Origin of the sequence: Curtobacterium sp. ZW137, assembly GCF_003762905.1 — a bacterium.
GTDB lineage: Bacteria > Actinomycetota > Actinomycetes > Actinomycetales > Microbacteriaceae > Curtobacterium.
On record NZ_RJKS01000001.1, the window covers coordinates 668,467 to 685,818 of the forward strand.

Annotated in this window: 16 protein-coding genes; 4 read left to right on the forward strand and 12 right to left on the reverse strand. The window is 71.0% G+C overall.

The genetic code is table 11. The annotated features are described in order from the left end of the window. Positions 1-3 precede the first annotated feature (3 nt). Complete coding sequence (locus EDF55_RS03170) at positions 4-2,370, reverse strand: excinuclease ABC subunit UvrA (RefSeq protein ID WP_123653462.1); 2,367 nt, start codon at positions 2,368-2,370, stop codon at positions 4-6. Here EDF55_RS03170 and EDF55_RS03175 point away from each other — a divergent pair. Beyond that, positions 2,369-2,836: a VOC family protein gene (locus EDF55_RS03175; RefSeq protein ID WP_311317139.1), complete on the forward strand. Its 468-nt coding sequence runs from the start codon at positions 2,369-2,371 to the stop codon at positions 2,834-2,836. The two genes, EDF55_RS03170 and EDF55_RS03175, sit on opposite strands and share 2 nt — an antisense overlap. A gap of 7 nt (positions 2,837-2,843) precedes the next feature. Here EDF55_RS03175 and EDF55_RS03180 read toward each other — a convergent pair whose 3' ends face one another. After that, on the reverse strand, positions 2,844-3,293 hold the full coding sequence (locus EDF55_RS03180; protein WP_123653463.1) for an NUDIX hydrolase: 450 nt from the start codon (positions 3,291-3,293) through the stop codon (positions 2,844-2,846). Between the two features lie 11 nt (positions 3,294-3,304). Further along, positions 3,305-4,069 carry an SDR family oxidoreductase gene (locus EDF55_RS03185; protein ID WP_123653464.1) on the reverse strand — a complete coding sequence of 255 codons (765 nt, stop codon included), beginning with the start codon at positions 4,067-4,069 and terminating at the stop codon, positions 3,305-3,307. 173 nt (positions 4,070-4,242) lie between these two features. On the opposite strand from EDF55_RS03185, the gene EDF55_RS03190 reads away from it, so the two are divergent. Both EDF55_RS03190 and EDF55_RS03195 read left to right on the forward strand, forming a co-directional pair. Then, complete coding sequence (locus tag EDF55_RS03190) at positions 4,243-4,716, forward strand: NfeD family protein (RefSeq protein ID WP_243698401.1); 474 nt, start codon at positions 4,243-4,245, stop codon at positions 4,714-4,716. Next, entirely contained in the window at positions 4,713-5,885 is a 1,173-nt protein-coding gene (locus EDF55_RS03195; protein WP_132050096.1) for an SPFH domain-containing protein, read from the forward strand. Before EDF55_RS03190 ends, EDF55_RS03195 begins: the two co-directional genes overlap by 4 nt. Before the next feature lie 67 nt (positions 5,886-5,952). Here the strand turns inward: EDF55_RS03195 and EDF55_RS03200 are convergent, their stop codons facing one another. From EDF55_RS03200 to EDF55_RS03240, 9 genes are all read right to left on the reverse strand, one after another. Further along, positions 5,953-6,303: an RNA polymerase-binding protein RbpA gene (locus EDF55_RS03200; protein ID WP_123653466.1), complete on the reverse strand. Its 351-nt coding sequence runs from the start codon at positions 6,301-6,303 to the stop codon at positions 5,953-5,955. A gap of 137 nt (positions 6,304-6,440) precedes the next feature. Next, positions 6,441-7,997: an apolipoprotein N-acyltransferase gene (gene lnt / locus EDF55_RS03205; protein ID WP_123653467.1), complete on the reverse strand. Its 1,557-nt coding sequence runs from the start codon at positions 7,995-7,997 to the stop codon at positions 6,441-6,443. A gap of 101 nt (positions 7,998-8,098) precedes the next feature. Then, positions 8,099-10,543, reverse strand: a complete 2,445-nt coding sequence (locus tag EDF55_RS03210; protein ID WP_123653468.1) for an RNA helicase — start codon at positions 10,541-10,543, stop codon at positions 8,099-8,101. Further along, the gene (gene tatC, locus EDF55_RS03215; protein ID WP_123653851.1) at positions 10,540-11,292 is read right to left on the reverse strand and encodes a twin-arginine translocase subunit TatC; all 753 of its coding nucleotides are present in this window, start codon (positions 11,290-11,292) and stop codon (positions 10,540-10,542) included. Before tatC ends, EDF55_RS03210 begins: the two co-directional genes overlap by 4 nt. Before the next feature lie 198 nt (positions 11,293-11,490). Then, positions 11,491-12,459: a YafY family protein gene (locus tag EDF55_RS03220; protein ID WP_123653469.1), complete on the reverse strand. Its 969-nt coding sequence runs from the start codon at positions 12,457-12,459 to the stop codon at positions 11,491-11,493. Further along, complete coding sequence (locus EDF55_RS03225; protein ID WP_123653470.1) at positions 12,452-13,474, reverse strand: YafY family protein; 1,023 nt, start codon at positions 13,472-13,474, stop codon at positions 12,452-12,454. The genes EDF55_RS03220 and EDF55_RS03225 overlap by 8 nt, the downstream gene beginning before the upstream one ends. A 9-nt stretch (positions 13,475-13,483) precedes the next feature. After that, the gene (locus EDF55_RS03230) at positions 13,484-14,389 is read right to left on the reverse strand and encodes an FKBP-type peptidyl-prolyl cis-trans isomerase (protein WP_123653471.1); all 906 of its coding nucleotides are present in this window, start codon (positions 14,387-14,389) and stop codon (positions 13,484-13,486) included. Between the two features lie 43 nt (positions 14,390-14,432). Beyond that, complete coding sequence (locus EDF55_RS03235) at positions 14,433-15,494, reverse strand: tRNA (adenine-N1)-methyltransferase (protein ID WP_123653472.1); 1,062 nt, start codon at positions 15,492-15,494, stop codon at positions 14,433-14,435. Continuing rightward, positions 15,491-16,204: an HAD family phosphatase gene (locus EDF55_RS03240; RefSeq protein ID WP_260235765.1), complete on the reverse strand. Its 714-nt coding sequence runs from the start codon at positions 16,202-16,204 to the stop codon at positions 15,491-15,493. Before EDF55_RS03240 ends, EDF55_RS03235 begins: the two co-directional genes overlap by 4 nt. Before the next feature lie 138 nt (positions 16,205-16,342). Here EDF55_RS03240 and EDF55_RS03245 point away from each other — a divergent pair, with 138 nt between their 5' ends. Then, complete coding sequence (locus tag EDF55_RS03245; RefSeq protein WP_123653473.1) at positions 16,343-17,275, forward strand: proteasome assembly chaperone family protein; 933 nt, start codon at positions 16,343-16,345, stop codon at positions 17,273-17,275. Positions 17,276-17,352: the final 77 nt, after the last annotated feature.

Genomic DNA, 17,352 nt, shown 5'->3' on the forward strand with positions numbered 1-17,352 from the left:
GGTTCAGCCCCTGACGTAGTCCGCCAGGTGCTGCCCGGTCAGGGTCGTGCGGTCGCCGACGAGTTCGGCGGGCGTGCCCTCGAACACCACACGACCGCCGTCGTGTCCGGCGCCGGGCCCGAGGTCGATGATCCGGTCCGCGTGCGCCATCACGGCCTGGTGGTGCTCGATGACGACGACGCTCTTGCCGGAGTCGACGAGCCGGTCGAGGAGCCCGAGCAGCTGCGCGACGTCGGCGAGGTGCAGCCCCGTCGTCGGTTCGTCGAGGACGATGATGCCGCCCGGTTCGCCGAGGTGTGTCGCGAGCTTCAGGCGCTGCCGTTCGCCGCCGGACAGCGTCGTGAGCGGCTGTCCGATGGTCAGGTACCCGAGCCCGACGTCGACGAGCCGCTGCAGGATTGCGTGCGCCGCGGGGATCCGGGCGTCACCGGCGGCGAAGAACTGCTCCGCTTCGGCCACGGGCATCGCGAGCACCTGGCTGATGTCCTTGCCGCCGAGTCGGTACTCGAGCACGGACTGGTCGAACCGCTTGCCGTCGCACTCCGCGCACGTGGTGGAGACGCCGGCCATCATGCCGAGGTCGGTGTAGATCACGCCGGCCCCGTTGCACGACGGGCAAGCACCCTCCGAGTTGGCGCTGAACAGGGCCGGCTTGACGCCGTTCGCCTTCGCGAAGGCCTTGCGGATCGGCTCGAGGAGCCCGGTGTAGGTGGCCGGGTTGCTCCGACGGGACCCCTTGATGGCGCTCTGGTCGATGGCCACGACGTCGTCGCGCGGAGCCAGCGAGCCGTGGATGAGCGTGCTCTTGCCGGAGCCGGCGACCCCGGTGACGACGGTGAGCACCCCGAGCGGCACGTCGACGTCCACGTGCTGCAGGTTGTGCCGGTCCGCGCCGCGGATCTCGATCGCGCCGGTGGGGCTCCGGAAGGAGGACTTCACGGACACCCGGTCGTCGAGGTGCTTCCCGGTGACCGTCCCGCTCCCCCGCAGTCCGTCGATCGACCCCTGGTAGCAGAGTGTTCCGCCACCGGTGCCGGCGCCCGGGCCGAGGTCGACGACGTGGTCGGCGATCTGGATGACCTCGGGCTTGTGCTCGACCACCAGCACGGTGTTGCCCTTGTCGCGGAGGCGGAGCAGCAGCCCGTTCATCCGCTCGATGTCGTGCGGGTGCAGCCCGGTGCTCGGTTCGTCGAAGACGTAGGTGACGTCGCTGAGGCTCGACCCGAGGTGCTTCACCATCTTCACGCGCTGCCCTTCCCCACCGGAGAGCGTGCCGGTGGGACGGTCGAGTGAGAGGTACCCGAGCCCGATCTCCACGAAGGAGTCGACGGCGTCCCGGAGGCCGTCGAGGAGCGGTCCGACCGAGGGTTCGTCGAGCCCGTGCAGCCACGCGGCGAGGTCGGTGATCTGCATCGCGCAGACCTCGGCGATGTCCTTGCCGGCGACCTTCGACGACCGCGCAGTCTCGTTGAGGCGGGTCCCGCCGCAGTCCGGGCAGGTGGTGAACGCGACGGCGCGGTCCACGAACGCGCGGATGTGCGGCTGCATCGCTTCGCGGTCCTTCTGCAGGAACGACCGGCGGACCCGGTGCACGAGCCCTTCGTACGTCATGTTGATGCCGGCGATCTTCTGCTTGGTCGGCTCGCGGTACAGGAAGTCCTGCCGTTCCTGCTCGGTGAAGTCGCGGATCGGCTTGTCCCCGTCGAAGTACCCGGATTCGGCGTACAGCCGGACGTTCCAGCCGTCGGTGCCGTACCCGGGGATCGTCAGTGCGCCGTCCCGCAGCGCGCGCGAGTCGTCGAAGAGCTGCGTGAGGTCGATGTCGGTGACGCTCCCCCGCCCTTCGCACCGGGCGCACATGCCGCCGAGGCGGTTGAAGGACACCTTCTGCGCCTTCGCGTCGGCGCCCTTCTGCACGGTGATGGCCCCGCCCGCCGACACCGTCGCCAGGTTGAACGAGAACGCGTTCGGCCCGCCGACGTGCGGCTGCCCGAGCCGGCTGAACAGGATCCGGAGCATCGCGTTGGCGTCCGTGACCGTCCCCACCGTGGACCGCGGGTCCGCGCCGATCCGTTCCTGGTCGACCACGATCGCCGTGGTGAGGCCGTCGAGCACATCGACGCCCGGACGGCCGAGCGACGGCATGAACCCCTGCACGAAGGCGCTGTAGGTCTCGTTGATCATCCGCTGCGACTCGGCGGCGACGGTGCCGAAGACCAGCGAGCTCTTGCCGGAGCCGGACACCCCGGTGAAGACGGTCAGTCGGCGCTTCGGCAGGTCGACGTCGATGCCCCGCAGGTTGTTCTCCCGCGCGCCACGGACCCGGATCCGGTCGTGGCTGTCGGCCACCGGCGACTCACTGGTATGCATGTCGATCAGGGTACTGGTCGGCGCCGACACGGAGAAGGCGGACGAGACCACCGTGCGCGGCCATACTGGCGCCATGGCACTCCGCTGGTACTCCGTCGTCGTCGACAGCTCCGACCCCCACGCCCTCGCGCGCTGGTGGGGCGAGACGCTCTCCTGGCCCGTCGTGTACGAGTCCGACGACGAAGCGGTGATCGCGCCGGCCTTCGCCGAGGGGCTCGAGGGGACGATCCCGCGTGAGCAGCTGCCGCAGGGCATCGTCTTCGTGCCGGTGCCGGAGGGCAAGGCGGTGAAGAACCGCCTGCACATCGATCTGGTCCCCGCGCCGGACGACTCCCACCAGGACGCCGTGGACGGGCTCGTGGCACGCGGTGCGAGCCTCGCCGACGTCGGTCAGGGCGACGTGCCGTGGGTCGTGCTCGCGGACCCCGAGGGCAACGAGTTCTGCGTGCTCACTCCGCGGGAGTGACCGCGCGTCAGCCGAACCGGCGCACCAGGTCCGGCAGCTCCGCGGGCTCGAACGGCTCGTCCGTGGCGTCGAGTTCGTCCGCGGTCCACCAGCGGGAGTCGAGGATGTCGACGCGCTCGTCGTCGGTCCACTCGTCTGCGGAGAGCACGAAACCGGTCGTCCGCACCACGTAGAACTCTGCGTGCCCACGGTCGTGGTCCGCCTGGTCCCAGACGACGTCGAAGTCCCACGACCAGACCGGCTCCCCCGGGTCGTCGATGACGATGCCCGTCTCCTCACGGAGCTCGCGGATCGCCGCATCCCGGTGGCCCTCCCCCGGGTCGACCCCGCCGCCCGGCGTGATCCAGCGGTGGAAGCCGTCGCTCGACGGCGCGTTCGTGTCCATCAGGAACACGCGGCCCTCGGGGTCGAGCAGCAGGATCCGCGAGGTGTGGCGGAGGCCGGGACGGGCGGTCATCGCGGAGCCCGTCAGCCCTGCGTGAAGCCGGAGACGTCGCCGACGAGGCGGGTGTGGTCGGCCGGGATCGGCTCGACGGCGGCGAGGGCGATCTCGGCGGCGAACTCGGACACGCTGTAGAGCTTGCCGACGGCGCCGCGACGCTCCTCGATCGCGCCGGGGTTGATGCGGTTCAGCAGGGTCGCGGTGATCGTGCCCTCGATCATGTCGCCGGAGACGACGACGAACTCGATGCCGGCGGCGTCGAGCTGCGGGACGAGTTCGCGCAGCGCGGTCTCGCCGGCGTGCTTGCTCTTGGCGACGGGCAGGTACTCGGGCAGCGTCTCGGCGGTCTCGACGAAGTGCGCCTGGTGGCTCGTGACGAACACGACGCGGGAGCCGGCGGCCATGTGCGGCACCGCGGTCTGGAGCATGTCGACCTGGGCGTCCCGGTTCAGCCGGAGCGCGTAGTCGTCACCCATGCCGGACTCCATGCCGCCGGACGCGTTGAGGACCAGGAGGTCGATGCCGCCCCATGCCTGCACCACGGCGTCGACCATGGCCTGCACGGAGTCGTGGTCGGTCAGGTCCGCGCCGACGGCCAGGGCGTCCCCGCCGGCGGCGACGATGCCCTCGGCGATCTGCTCGGCACGGCGGGCCTTGTTGCGGTAGTTCACGACGACCTTGGCGCCGGCTTCGGCGAGGTACCCGACCGTGTCGGCGCCGATGCCGCGGGACGATCCGGTGACCAGGGCGCGCTTGCCGGCGAGTGCTGCGGGGGCGAGGGGGTTGCTCACGTGGTTCTCCTGTTCGGGGGCAGGCCCGACGACGGTTCGAGGGACGGGTCTGGCGACCCGGACGAGCCTACCAATCACCTGCGAGTCGCCCGTTCTCGTTTGATATGTTGAACGGACTTGAACCGGCCGTCGCGACGCTGCGCTGCCGCGCGCGACCGAGGGAGGGAGATCGCGTGAACATCGATGACTGGATCCAGACCATCGTCTGGATCGCTTTGGTGCTGGTCCTGGGGGTGGTCGAGATCTTCACGCTCGACTTCATCTTCATCATGCTGGCCGCGGGAGCCGCCGGTGGGTTGATCGCCGCGCTGATCGGCGCGCCCTGGTGGCTCTCCGCGATCATCGCCGCGGCACTCGCCCTCGTGCTCCTGTCGCTCGTCCGTCCGCGCCTCCTCCTGGCGCTCGGCCGTGGCGCCGACCCGCACCGCACCGGTGTGCAGGGCCTGATCGGCATGCCGGGCACCGTCGCCGTCGCGTTCACGTCCTCCGCGCCCGGCCAGGTCCGCCTGGCGAACGGCGAGACCTGGAGCGCCCGCATCGACGCCACCGCTCCGGACCGCACCCCGCCGCTCGGCACCCATGTCGTCGTCGAGTCCATCGAGGGCTCGACCGCCGTCGTCCGAACCCAACAGAAGGCTGCTTCATGACCCTCACACCCGGGACGATCGTGCTCTTCGTACTGATCGTCGTCATCGTCATCTTCGTGATCGTCGTCCTCGCCAAGGCGATCCGGATCGTCCCGCAGGCGACGGCCGGGGTCGTCGAACGCCTCGGCAAGTACCACAAGACGCTCACGCCCGGGCTGAACCTGCTGGTGCCGTTCATCGACCGGCTCCGGCCGCTGCTGGACATGCGCGAGCAGGTCGTGTCCTTCCCGCCGCAGCCGGTCATCACCGAGGACAACCTGGTCGTCTCGATCGACACGGTCGTCTACTTCCAGGTGACCGACGCCCGCGCGGCGACGTACGAGATCGCGAACTACCTCGGCGCCGTCGAGCAGCTCACGACCACCACGCTCCGCAACGTGGTCGGTGGCCTCAACCTCGAAGAGGCACTGACCAGCCGCGACAACATCAACGGCCAGCTCCGGGTCGTCCTCGACGAAGCGACCGGCAAGTGGGGCATCCGCGTCGGCCGTGTCGAGCTCAAGGCGATCGAGCCGCCCGTGTCGATCGTCGACGCGATGGAGCAGCAGCTCCGTGCGGAGCGGAACCGTCGTGCCGCGATCCTGCAGGCCGAGGGCACCAAGCAGTCCCAGATCCTCGAGGCCGAGGGGCAGCGGCAGGCCGCGATCCTCCAGGCCGAGGGTGCCGCCAAGGCGCAGGTCCTCCGCGCCGAGGGTGAAGCCCAGGCCATCGCGACGGTCTTCGACGCCATCCACGTCGGTGACCCCGACGAGAAGCTGCTGTCCTACCAGTACCTGCAGATGCTCCCCAAGATCGCCGAGGGCACCGCGAACAAGGTCTGGATGATCCCGAGCGAGTTCACCGAAGCGCTCTCCGGCATCGCGAAGGGCTTCTCGACCCAGCGAACGGGCGGCGCTCCCGCAGCGGGCGGAGCCGGCAGCACCGACTTCCTCGCGAAGATCTCCAAGCTCGCGAACGAGAGCCTGGCGAACACCACCGCCACCGACGGCGCGGGCGCCAACCCGAACGCCACGGCGTCGGACATCGTCCCGGACTCGGTGCTCGACGAGCGCCTGGCGGAGTCGAACCGCAGCGTCGAGGAGAAGCTCGCCGCTGCGGCCGAAGCGACGCGCAAGCAGCTGAACGACGACCGGCAGCAGGGCGACCGGCAGCAGGGCGACCAGCAGTAGCGACGAACTGCACGTGACGCACGAAGGCCCGCTCCCTGATCAGGGAGCGGGCCTTCGGTGTCGACGGCTACGCGCCGCGTCGTGCACGCAGGAACGCGAGGCGCTCCTGCAGCAGTTCCTCGAGCTCTTCGCGTGAGCGACGCTCGAGCAGCATGTCCCAGTGGGTACGGGGTGCCTTGACGTCCTCTGCTGCGACCTCGACGGGAACGCCGTCGTCGCCGAGCAGTCGTCCTTCTCGGCCGCTGCGCGGGTCGTTCCAGCTCTGCGGGACCTCGGCATCGGCCGAGAACACCACGTCGAAGGTCTCGCCCGAGTCGGCCTGGTAGACCGCGCGCTTGCGATCCGAGAGCTCGACGCCCTCTTCGCTCTGGAGGCTCTGACTCCCGAGCCGCATGCCGCGGAGACTCCGATCAGCCATGGTGGACTCCTCTCGCTCGTTCCCCCCTTGCAACACTGTCCCACGGGGGTTCGTTCCGGAACGCCCGCATTCACAGAGGGTTCCCAGTGCCACCTGGGGGCACGGTCAGGACCGCGAGCGGACCACCGCCCGCACGGTCAGGCCCGGCGACGGCTCCACGGCGCGCACGCCAGCAGCACCAGCAGCCCGCCGAGCGAGAGCACCAGCGCGATGAGCCCCGACGCGACGGTCGCGGGCGTGGTCGACGTCCCGAGCGGCACGTCGGTGATCATCGACGACGCGGTGTACTCCGGCACCCGGTCGATCGTCCGGCCGGTGGGGTCGATCACCTGCGATGCCCCGACGGTCGAGATGTTCACGAGCGAACGCCCGGTCTCGATGGCCCGCATCCGGGCGATCTCGAGCTGCTGGAGGTTCTCGTCGGTGCCGGAGAAGTCGGCGTTGTTCGTCTGTGCGAGGATCACCTGCGCTCCCCCGCGCGCCATGTCCCGCGTCAGGCCGTCGTCGACGATGTCGAAGCAGATCGCGATGCCCGCCTTGACCCCGGCGACGGACAGCACGTTCGGCTTCGTCCCCGGCGTGTAGTCGCGCTGCAGCAACCCGATGAGCGACGGCGCGAGCTTGGAGAAGAACCAGCGGTCCGGCACGTACTCGCCGAAGGGCACCGGGCGCTTCTTGTCGTAGGAGGACTGCCAGCCGTCCGCCGTCCACACGAACGAGGTGTTGTGCAGCACCCCGGAGGACGTCTGGGTGATGGCTCCGGCGACGATCGGTGCGCCGACCGACTGCACGACGGAGTCGAGCGCACTCGCGATCACCGGCTGTGCGCGCGGGTCGAACTCCGCCGACCCCTCCGGCCACACCACCAGGTCGACACCCTTCGCGCTGACGTCGGTCGCGGTGACCTGTGACTCGAGCACTTCGCCGGGCGCCGCGTTGTCGAAGTACCCGGCCGGCCCGTTCCCCTGCACGGACTCGACGCGGATCGTGCCGTCCGTGGCGGTCGGCCACGCGGGCACGGCGAGCACCGCGGCGACGAGGAGACCCGCCGTGGCGACGCGGACGGGCAGCCGGACGGAACCGCCCGGAACGGTCGGCACGACGAGTCCGAGCGACACCACGACGGCGACGCAGTACACGACGACGAACGAGACGCCGAGCACGCCGATGTACGCGGCCAGGTGCGCGAAGGGGCTGTCGGACTGCGACAGTCCGACGCGCCCCCAGGCGAAGCCCCCGTACGGCCAGCTCCCGGAGAACCACTCACGTCCGGTCCACAGTGCGGCGATCACGGCCGGGAGGCCCCACACGCGTCCGCCGGTCGAGGTCACGACCCGGGCGACCCAGCGGTACGCGAGCGCGATGGCCACGCTGCCGAGCGCGAACATGGCCGCCTCGAAGAGCGCCAGCGCCAGCCACGGGACCGGCCCGAGGTACCGTCCGGCCCAGGAGATCGCCGGCACCCAGAACGCGACACCGCCGATGTAGCCGATCCAGGCAGCGCGCCGCCAGCCCTGTCCCATCGCGGCGAGGAGCAGGCACGCGACGGCCGGGTAGGCCAGGAACCACCAGCCGGGCGACGGGAACGACAGCGCGAACAGCAGCCCGCCGATGACCGCCAGCGGCAGGGCGACCCGCACCGGCAGCGCAGCGAACGGTGACGGCCGCGAGACGCCGCCGAACCCGCCAGACACTGCCGGAAACGGCGGCGTCTCGGTGGGACGGCGGCGTCTCGGTGGGACGCCACCGTCGTGCGGAGGCGCGACGGACTCGCGGACGGACACCGGGCCTCCCGTCAGACCGTCGCGTACGCGACGATGCCGCGGCGGACCGCGTCCGTCGCCCGTCGGGCGGTCTCGGCGAGCTCGGGGTCGCCGGCGTTCTTGATCTGGTCGAGGAGGTCGATGACCTGCTTCGACCAGCGGACGAAGTCACCGGCAGCGAGGTCGAGCGCCCGCAGGACGTCGTCGAGCGCGGAGCCGGACGCCCAGCGGAACATGCCGAGCGCGATCGCGGGGGTCGGCGGCTGCGAGCCGGCGAGCCGGGCGTCCCGCTCGACGTCGTCCAGGCGGGACCAGATCGTCAGGGTCTCGTCGAGGGCCGGGCGGAACGCGCCGCGGGGCAGGGCGTGCTCGGTGCCGGGCGCGTCTTCGCGGCGGGGCTGGTAGACGATCGTGGCGGCCATCGCGGCGAGCTGCCCGGGGGTGAGTTCCTTCCAGACCCCGGCCTCGAGGCACTCGGCGACGAGCAGGTCCCGCTCGCCGTAGATCCGCTGCAGCCGGCGGCCACCGGCGGCGACGGTGAGCTCGCCCTCCTGCTCGGACGGCACCAGGTAGCCGAGCTGCACGAGCACGTCCGTGACCCGGTCGAAGGTCGTCGCGACGGCACCGGTGCGGGACCGGATCTGCTGCACGAGCTTGTCGTTGACGCGCTTGAGCTTGTACCAGCGCTCGGCCCAGCGGGCGTGCGCTTCACGGTCGGGGCAGGCGTGGCAGGGGTGGCGCTGCAGGGCACGGCGCACCTCGGTGATGGACGCCTGCCGCTCGGCACGCGCACCGTGCGACGCTTCCCGCCCACCGGGGACGTTCGTGCGCTCGAGGTCGGACAGCTGCCGACGGAGCGCCGCGTACTCGGTGAAGTCGCCGAGGTGGCACTGCATCGACTGCTGGTAGCCGTCGAGGGACTCCTGCTGCGACCGCACCTTGCGGGCCAGGTCGACCACGGAACGGTCCGCCTGGAACTGGGCGAACGACGTCTCCAGCACTTCGCGGGTGCGCTGACGCCCGAACTGCTCGATGAGGTTCACGGCCATGTTGTACGTCGGCTTGAACGAGGAGTTGAGGGGGTACGTGCGACGGCTCGCCAGCGAGGCGACGGCCTGCGGTTCGAGGCCGTCGGTCCACTGGATCACCGAGTGGCCCTCGACGTCGATCCCGCGGCGCCCGGCACGACCCGTCAGCTGGGTGTACTCCCCCGGCGTGATCGGCACGCGGGCTTCGCCGTTGAACTTCTCGAGCTTCTCGAGCACCACCGTGCGGGCCGGCATGTTCACCCCGAGCGCCAGCGTCTCCGTCGCGAAGACGACCTTGAGGAGCTTGCGCTGGAAGAGGTCCTCCACGACCTCCTTGAAGGCGGGCAGGAGTCCGGCGTGGTGTGCGGCGACCCCGCGCTCGAGGCCCTCGAGCCACTCCCAGTACCCGAGGACGGCGAGGTCCTCGTCGAGGAGCGTGCGGCAGTGGTACTCCGCGGTCTCGCGGATCTCGTTGCGTTCTTCCCGCGTCGTCAGCGAGACCCCGGAGCGGAGCACCTGCCGGACGCCCTGGTCGCAGCCGTTGCGGCTGAACACGAAGAAGATCGCGGGGAGGAGCATCCGCTCGTCGAGCATCCGCGCGATGTGCTCACGGTGCAGCTTCTCGGTGCGCGGCCCACGGCGGTCGACGTAGCCGCCTCGGCCCCGGCGCCCGCGCTGTCCACCGCGGCTGTCGTTCCGCGCGCCACCACCGACCAGACGGAGCAGTTCCGGGTTCACCCGGTTCGTCGCGGCGGCGCCGGACGAGTCGAACAGGTCGACCATCTTGTTGCCGACGAGGACGTGCTGCTCGAGCGGGACCGGACGGTCCTCGGACACGATGACGTCGGTCTCGCCGCGGACGGTCTGCAGCCAGTCGCCGAACTCCTCGGCGTTGGAGACCGTGGCGGAGAGCGAGACGAGCCGGACCTCGGTCGGGAGGTGCAGGATCACCTCTTCCCACACGGCGCCGCGGAACCGGTCGGCCAGGTAGTGCACCTCGTCCAGGACGACCCAGGCCAGGTCGTCGAGCAGGTCGGAGTCCGCGTAGATCATGTTGCGGAGCACCTCGGTCGTCATCACGACGACGCGGGCCCGCGGGTTCACGTTCGTGTCACCGGTGAGCAGGCCGACCTCGGACTCGCCGTAGGCCTCGACCAGCTCGGCGTACTTCTGGTTGCTCAGCGCCTTCATCGGCGTCGTGTAGAACACCTTCGCCGTCGGCTGGCGCATCGCGAGCCAGATCGCGAACTCCGCGATGATCGTCTTGCCCGCGCCGGTCGGTGCGGCCACCAGGACACTCCGGCCCTGGTCGAGGGCGTCGCACGCGGCGAACTGGAACGGGTCGAGGTCGAACCGCAGGTCGGCGCGGAAGAGCTCGAGGTTGCGCGAGCGGTTGCGGACGCGGGCCGCCTGGAACCGTTCCGCTGCGCTCAGACCGGTGTCCGTCACAGCCCGTACTCGGCGTCGAGCTTGGCCTGCCGCTTCGCGAGCCGCCGGTCGTGGAACCACGTCACCACACAGGCGGCGACGTACAGCACCGTCATCGGCACCGCGAGGAGGAACATCGAGATGACGTCGGCGCTCGGCGTGACGATCGCGCAGAAGACCAGGATGCAGAGGATCGCGACGCGCCACGACTTGATGATCGCCTTGGCCGTCAGCACCCCGACGAAGTTGAGCAGCACCAGGAACACCGGCAGCACGAACGCGATGCCGACCGCCACGATGAGCTTGATCGTGAAGTCGTAGTACGCCTTCGCGTCGACGATCGACGTGTCCTGACTCGACACGAAGCTGCCGAGGATCCCGACGATGTGCGGCAGGACGTACCAGCCGAAGTAGCAGCCGGCGAAGAACAGCGGGATCGCGGTGCCGAGGAAGCCCCACACGTACTGCTTCTCACGCCGAACGAGCGCCGGGACGATGAACGCCCAGATCTGGTACAGCCACACCGGGCTCGCGATGACGATGCCGATCGTGATCGCGATCTGCAGCCGGAGGTCGAACGCCCCCGTGATCATCGGGAAGTTCAGCTCAGCGGTGTGTCCGCCGACCTTCGCGAGTTCGGCCACCGGGGCGCGGAGCGAGTCGAGCACGAACGGCGTCAGGAACCAGCCGCCGACAGCACCGAGGAGCACTGCGAGGACGGCCTTGAACAGGCGGTTGCGCAGTTCGATGAGGTGTTGCCCGAGGGACATGCGGCCTTCGGGTTCGTTGGGACGGCGACCCTGCCGCTTCTCTCGCCCGCGCGCGGTCGTCGAAGCCATGCGTCGATCTTACGGTGTCGGGACCGACACACGGTGGCGGGGGTACGAACGCACAGCGGACGTCCCGTCGCGGGTGAGCCGCGGGTGAACGTGGTGCCGCGGTGCGGCAGGTCGCGCGGGTCCCGCCGGTCAGCGCGGGAGGGCGGACGCGGCGAAGGCACGCACCGCGTCGCGCGCGGCCGGCGGGTCCAGCACGACCGCGCGGCCGGGCAGGCCCGCGACGAGCCGCACCACGCCGTCGAAGCCCGCCGACGCCGCGAGCCGGATGCGCACCCGCCCGTCGGCGTCGGGCGCGTCGGCGGTGTCCGCGAGGAAGTCCGCGACGAGGGGCAGCGACGACGCGTCGAGCTCCAGCGTGACGATGACGTCCTCCGGGGTCTGCTGGAACAGGGTGTCCGGGATGTCGACGTCGTCGATGGAGTGCGTTGCGACACGGTCGTCGACCGCGACGCCGGACATCCGGTCGAGCCGGAAGGTCCGGAGCGCCCCGCGGTCGAGGTCCCACGCGCGGAGGTACCAGTCGGTGTCGATCGACTCGACGCGGAGCGGGTCCACCCGGCGGGTGCTGCCCTGGGTGCGCGGGCCGGCGTACCCGAACACGAGCCCCTTGCCCCCGGACATCGCCCGACGGATCGTGGTGAGCGCGGCGTCGTGGAGTTCCTGCCCGACGGCGACGTTCGCCGCGGCACCGCCGGCACCGCGGGAGAGCTTGGCCATCAGGGTCCGGATGGCGTCGCGGTCGGCGGCCTCCGGCAGCGCGGAGAGGTACTGCAGGCCGGCGATGAGCGCCGAGGCCTCGCGGGCGGAGAGTCGCGGGGAGTCGTCGATCGCGACGAGGTTCGTCAGGACGATCATGTCGTTCTGCTCGAAGTCGTCCCAGGCGATGTCGAACAGGTCACCGTGCTGGTACTGCATCGTCTCGCCGGGGATCCCGGACACCGCGATGAGCTCGACGGCCCGGCGGATGCGGGTCTCGGGCACGCTGAAGTGCCGCGCCGCCTCGGCCACGGACACGCGCTCCCGGTCGATCAGGTACGGCACGAGCGCCAGGAGGAACGCGAGCTTGTCCTGCGCCTGCAGCGGTTGGGCGTCAGCCACGGAGCACCCCTTCGCTGTGGTCGGCGACGAGTCCCTCGAGACGGGCGACCACGCGGTCGCGCACCTCGGTCGGTTCGAGCACCCGGACCTCCGGTCCGAAGGCGGCGAGCTCCTCGGCGAGGATCTGCGGGTCGACGTAGTGCAGCACGAGGACGCCGTCGTCGCCGACGGTGGTGTCCCGACGTCGGCCGAGACGACGCTCGGCGTCGGACCCGGCTGCGACGGCGATCGTCGCCGTGCGCGCCGACCAGATCCGGTCCAGCTCGGCGAGGGCACGCTCCCCCGCGCCGGCCGGTGCCGGGTGCTGCCCGGACTCGAACTGCGACACCGGGCCGACGATCCGGGACAGCAGGTAGTTCTTGTCCCCGCCGGTCGATGGCTCGTGCGCGGCGAGCATCCAGCGCCCGCCGTGCTGCACGAGCGCGAGGGGCTCGAGTTCGCGGCGACGGGGCTCGTGCTCCCCCGGCGTGATGTAGTCGAAGCGCACCGCGGCGGCGCGGTCGAGCGCCGCACGGAGCGGTTCGAAGGCGGCGTCCCGGGCGCGGAGTCGCGGAGCGTACGCGGTCATCCCGGCCACCCCGGCGGCGTCGTCGTCCTGCCCGGCGGAACGGACCTTGAGCAGGGCGCGGCGGGAGTCCGAGGAGAGCGCGCCTTCACGCCACGCCATCGCGGCGAGCGAGAGCAGGGCGGACTCGTCCGGCGTGAACCGGACATCGAGCGGCAGGTCGTACTCGCCCTTCGGGATCCGGTAGCGGAGCGTCTGGTTGTTGCCGGCGGCTCCGGGGGTCTCGATGGTCTCGAGCGGGATGCCGAGTTCGCGGACGTCGTCCTTGTCGCGCTCGAACTGGCGCTCGAGCGACGCGTTGTCACCGCCGGTCGTGAACCGCTGCCGGTACCCCTGCACGTTCGCGAGGATCTCGGACTTCGTCAGACCGGCTTCGGTCGACAGCAACGCGAGCACGAGGCTGAACAGGCGTTCTTCCGCCGGTACGCGGGGCACACGGGTCGTCGGCACGAGGCGATTCTAGGACGTGACCGAGCCGAGCACGTCGATGACGTACGCGTAGGCGACACCCTGCTGGTGGACGATCGCGAGCACCTGGTCGCCGACCTTGCGGCCGAGGAGCGCCGTGCGGATGCCGTCGTCGACCTGGCCCTTGGCGAGCGGCACGGTCTGCGCGCCGGTGCCGTCGGTCCAGCTCGACCCCGCGACGGTGGAGTCGGTGCCCCAGGTCACGGCGGTGTACTTGATGATCGCGGTGTCCTTGGCGGTGAGGACGGAGCCGGAGCCCTTGCGGAGCAGGTGGGTCTCGTTCGAGGACGGCGCAGCCTTGGTCGGCACCGTGATGCCGGGCGCGCCGTCGGGAGCGAGGACCACGGCGGGCATGTCGTCCCCGGCGAGCTGCGGGGTGCCGGTCGCGCGGGCGTCGAACGCCTTCTTCACGTCGATCACGGCGACGACCGCGGACTCGGTCTTCTTCGTCGAGGTGGTGCCGTCGCTCAGGGCGCTCTGCGGGAGTGCCACGGCGAGGCGGTCACCGACGTTGGCGCACTGGAGCGCTTCGCCGAGGGCGCCGGCGTTCGTCGAACCGGCGGTGATCGGGGAGGTCGTCCCGGCGTACCCGCTCGTCTGCGCGACCTTGCCGGTCGAACCGTCGACCAGCGTGTACTCGATGAGCACGGGGGTGCCCTTGTCGATGCGTCGTCCGTCGCCCTGCTTCAGGATGGAGACCTGCGTGCCCTTGACCGTGAGACCGGCCGGGACGGACACCTTCGGCTGCTTGCCGAACGCGCCGGTCGCGGTCACGGCTTCGGAGGCGGCACCGGGAGCGTCGCAGCTGGACGGCGTGGTGCCGGCCCCGCTCGACGCACACGCGGTCAACGACGCGACCAGTCCGATGGTGACCAGGAGTGCGGGGATGGTGCGCACGGACCCTCTTTCCGTTCGATGCAGGACGAGCGACTGACGTAGCCTACCGGTCGTCGCCATCAGCCTCGGCCGGGGTGCCGGTGGCGTCGAGCGCCTCTGCCGCCGCGACCTTCCGCGCCTGTGCCGCCGCCTGCCGCGCCACCTTGCGGAGCTTCTTGTCACTGGCGGACCGTTCGCCCACCGCACCGGGGGTCCAGGCCTCCACGTCCTCGTCGGAGAACTCGGCCTTGCCTGCGCGACGCTTCAGGTTCGGGAGCACCACACCGTCCGCCAGACGACGTGCGGTGACGAGGAACCCGGTGTGCCCGACCATCCGGTGGTCCGGCCGGACGGCGAGCCCCTCGACGTGCCAGGTGCGCACCAGGGTCTCGCTGGACTGCGGGTCGGTGAAGCGTCCGGTGTCGCGGAGTGCCTCTGCGGTCCGGCTCAGCTGCGTCACCGTGGCGACGTAGCAGACGATGAGGCCACCGGGCACGAGGGCGTCCGCCGCGGCGTCGACGCACTCCCACGGCGCGAGCATGTCGAGCACCACGCGGTCGATGCTCTGCGGCTCGGTGGCTCCGGGGAGCTCCTCGACGAGGTCGCCGACGGTGACGCTCCAGTTGTCCGGGACGGCGCCGAGGAAGGTGCCGACGTTGCCGCGGGCGATCTCGGCGAACTCGTCACGACGCTCGAACGACTGCAGGCGACCGGTCGGGCCGATCGCACGGAGCAGCCAGAGCGAGAGTGCGCCGGAGCCGACCCCGGCCTCCACCACGCGGGCGCCGGGGAAGACGTCGGCGAACGCGACGATCTGGGCGGCGTCCTTCGGGTAGACGATGGCCGCGCCGCGGGGCATCGACATCACGTAGTCGTTGAGCAGCGGCCGCAGCGCGAGGTACTCGTCCCCGGAGCTGGCCGTGATGACGGAGCCGTCCGGCTGCCCGATGACGTCGTCGTGCGCGAGCATGCCGCGGTGCGTGTGGTAGATCACGCCGGGCTCGAGGGAGAGCGTCGTGAGCTTGCCCTTCGGCCCGGTCAGCTGCACCCGGTCCCCGGCGCGGAACGGGCCGCGCGGCGGGGTGTGCGGTGCGCCGCCGGCGGTGTGCGGCAGTTCGGCGGTCATCGGGCGTTCCCCTCGGAGGTCTGACGGGCCGCCAGCGCCGGCGACGTGAGCTCGACCAGGCGGTCCACGTCGACGCCGGCCAGCGAGGTGAGGTAGACGTCCCCGGCGGTCTCCGGCAGCGGGACGATGTGCTCGACGGCGATGGTGACGGCGCCCGAGGCGACGGCAGCGGCGACGCCGGTGGCCGAGTCCTCGATCGCGACGCACGCGGTCGCGTCGACACCGAGGTGCGCTGCAGCGGTCAGGTACGCCTCGGGGTGGGGCTTCGGGTGCTCGACGTCGTCACCCGCGACGACGACCTGGAACCCGCGGTCGGCGAGTGCCTCGGCGGCGACGAGCGCCATCCGACGGCGGGACATCGTGACGAGCGCGGTCGGGATGCCGCGGGCGTGGAGTTCCTCGACGAGCTCCCGCGCACCCGGACGCCACGGCAGGTCGCCGTGCTCCAGCCGCTCCATCACGTAGGAGGTCATCCACTGGACGATCTCCTCGACCTCCATGTCGACGCCCTTGTCGCGCAGGATCTCCCCCGAGCGCTCGAGGCCGCTGCCCACCAGGGACAACCCGTCCTCGTGGGTCCACTCGGCACCGTACTGCTGGGTCAGTTCCACTTGGGACTGCTGCCAGATCGGTTCGGTGTCGATGATCGTGCCGTCCATGTCCCACAGCACGGCTGCGGGCAGGACGAGGGCGGGAGGATGCGCGGTCACGGGCGACGAGTCTACCGGCGCACGCGGAGCGGACCCGCCCGAGGGGCCTACAGTGGATGCCTGATCGTGTCCGGTCGGTTGTGGAGCGTTCGTCCCCCACGCCGCCCCGCTCCACTCCATCACCAGGAGGTCCGCTCCGTGCCACAGCACTCCCCCTTCAACGACGGCCGGCTCCTGGTCGTCGCGTTCGAGGGCTGGAACGACGCCGGTGAGGCCGCCAGCGGTCTCGCGCGGCGGATCGTCGACGCGCTCGGCCTCGACGAGCTGCGGGAGATCGACGGGGAGCGGTACGTCGACTACCAGTTCAACCGGCCGAACGTCGGGAGCGACGACAACGGCGTCCGCGGCATCCAGTGGCCCCGCATCGTCCTGCACGGCCCCGGTGAGCTCGGCCGACCGGTGATCGGCGCCGGCGGGTCCCCCGCGGAGCGCGACGTGTTCGTCCTCGTCGGCCCGGAGCCGTCCCGCACGTGGCGGGCGTTCTGCGCGGAGATCATCGACCTCGCCGACGTCTACTCGATCGACGCGGTCGTCTTCGTCGGCGCGATGCTCGCCGACGTCCCGCACACCCGGCCGATCTCGGTGTTCGTGTCGAGCGAGAACGCCTCCGTCCGGCAGGCCTTCGACGTCGACAAGTCCTCCTACGAGGGCCCGACCGGCATCCTCGGCGTGCTCTCCGACACCATGGACAAGGCCGGACTCACCACGCTCTCGCTGTGGGCCTCGGTGCCGCACTACGTGCACAACGCGCCGTCCCCGAAGGCCACGCTCTCCCTGCTCGACAAGATCGAGGAGCTCACCGACGTGACGGTCCCGCGGGGCACGCTCCTCGACGACGCGACCCAGTGGGAAGAGGGCATCGACGCGCTCGCCGCGGACGACGAGGACATGGCGTCCTACATCGGGCAGCTCGAGCAGGCCCGGGACACCGTGGACTCCCCCGAGGCGTCCGGCGACGCGATCGCGCAGGAGTTCGAGCAGTACCTCCGCCGTCGGGAGCGCAAGGACGGCAAGGACGGACCCGGCCAGGCCGGTGAGGGCCCCTGGAGGCCCCCGCAGCCGCCGCAGTAGCGGCAGGTCACGTCCCGGACGTGGCCACATCCGGACGGGAGGCCCGGTGCCAGCTGGCACCGGGCCTCCCGTCCGTC